A 1856-nucleotide genomic window follows, 5' to 3' on the forward strand; every position below is an offset into this window, starting at 1 on the left:
ATCAAACAATGGCCGATTCGCGAGTAGCCCAAGCGACCAATTGGTACTGATGAGATGCAGAAAGGAACTGAGTGATTTCCTGTAGTGGAGCACTTAGGCAAAAGAATATCCAAATGAAAACAGCCGGAAAACGTCAGTGACGTCTTCCAGCTGTTTTTTCGTGTTGTGGCTTCGATTAGATTTTATCGACCCAAAATCTTATTGGATTTGACTGAAATCATGATTGATGATATTAACCAAATGAAACTCATCTTCTATATAGATGAATTTCAGGATGCAGCAGTTTTTCAATCTCGATTTTTGATCAACTTGTTGGTTTTGAGCCCACTTTCTCATGAAACCTCTGCATGCTGCGCCGTGTGAGACAGCCAAGACAGTTTGATGATCTGCGGTGTCCATGATTGTTTTCAGGGTACTTGCGAGGCGTTCCCTCATCTGTTCTTCGCTTTCGCCTCCGAATTTTTCAAAAAAATCACCGTAGGGGATAGGCGGATTCAGGTGTTCGCTTTCGCCTTCGAAAGCACCGAAATGCCATTCCTTCAGACCCTTAAGACGTTGGTAGGTCATTTGATTGCCGGTCACGATCTCCAGCGTATCCGAGGCGCGTTCCGATGTGGATGAATAGGCATGATCGATTTCGATTCGATTATTCGAAAAGAAGGTCCCGGCTATTTGCGCCTGTTGGATTCCGATTTCGGTCAGCGGGGAATCACACCACCCTTGGATTTTTTTCCGCACATTGAATTCTGTTTCACCGTGACGCATCAGATAAAGTGTTTTTTCCATAGAATTCCTCCAGATTAAGATCATTCATTGCATTGTAAACCTTGGAGTGGACTTCATGTCAAGGGGGTCATCAATAAAAACTATGGGACTTTTATTATTCAAATTTCAAATCCCTATCTGGCATAGTATTATTAAATGCTACGCCTTTCCCCCACCGGTATCCTCCTGCATGATATCCGAACTGGTCTTGCGTTTGTCGGCTATTTTGCCCAAACGGATGACGTGGGACAGGTTTTCCTTGTAATTTTCGGCAAATACAATCGAATACAGGACGTCCAGCAGGTAAATGATGGAAAGGTTGATCGTGAAATTGCCGATCTTGGAATACAGTTTCTCGCGCGTCGTGATCGGCAGATAGCAGTCGACCACACGCGAAAGGTAGTTGTCGCCGATGCCCGTAATCCCGATTGTCGGAACGCCTTCCGCTTTTAAAATATTTGCGATCTGTTTCATCGCAGTGCTTTCGCCGGTATAGGAAATCAAGATGGCGCAAGTGCCTTCTGGACTGGTGTAGGCTGTATAGACGTCTTCGCCTTTGATGGTGGAAACGGCAGTGTGGTGCTTGATCCGGTTCATTTTCAGGGCAAAGTCCTGCGGGATGAGCATGTTGGCGTTGTTGGCGAAGATTTGGATATGCTTAGCCCTCAGCAGCATCTGTTTCGCTTGCTGCAGCGTGTCGTGGTGGATGAGCGAGAGCGTATCCTCAATCGTCGATTGTCCGAGCGAGGCCATCTTTTTGCTGATTGTCATGATCGAGTCGTTCGCCTCGAACGGCAAATTGGCATCAATGTCGACGAAATTGCGGGTCAGATAGTCGTGCTCTTCCTGGTAGGCTTTTTTGCATTCCACCCATCCGTCAAAACCTAATTTTTTGGCGATGCGGATCAGCGTGGAAGGCTGCGTATAGGTTTCGGCTGCGATCTCCTGCATCGTCTTTTCATCCAGCACTTCCGGATAACGCAGCAGGTATTCCACGACTTCCTTTTCAGCCGGAGAAAACTTGATGGTCTCCATTTTTTCGCGTATTAACATAGGTGGCATCCCTCCGTTTCTTCATAATAAGCGATTCA

2 protein-coding genes are annotated in these 1856 nt (G+C 46.4%); both read right to left on the reverse strand.

The genetic code is table 11. The features are described from left to right. Positions 1 to 198 precede the first annotated feature (198 nt). A complete protein-coding gene (locus tag WBV27_RS11195) occupies positions 199 to 786 on the reverse strand; it encodes a histidine phosphatase family protein (RefSeq protein ID WP_424202093.1) in 588 nt (195 codons plus the stop codon). A gap of 138 nt (positions 787 to 924) precedes the next feature. After that, on the reverse strand, positions 925 to 1818 hold the full coding sequence (locus WBV27_RS11200; RefSeq protein ID WP_424202095.1) for a MurR/RpiR family transcriptional regulator: 894 nt from the start codon (positions 1816 to 1818) through the stop codon (positions 925 to 927). Positions 1819 to 1856 lie beyond the last annotated feature (38 nt).

Origin of the sequence: Trichococcus sp., from assembly GCF_049589555.1 — a bacterium.
In the GTDB taxonomy this organism is placed as follows: Bacteria; Bacillota; Bacilli; order Lactobacillales; family Aerococcaceae; genus Trichococcus.

Bases quoted from the DNA above. Each gene is read 5' to 3' on its own strand.
- WBV27_RS11195 (WP_424202093.1), bottom strand. From the start codon at position 786: ATGGAAAAAACACTTTATCTGATGCGTCACGGTGAAACAGAATTCAAT.
- WBV27_RS11200 (WP_424202095.1), bottom strand. From the start codon at position 1,818: ATGTTAATACGCGAAAAAATGGAGACCATCAAGTTTTCTCCGGCTGAA.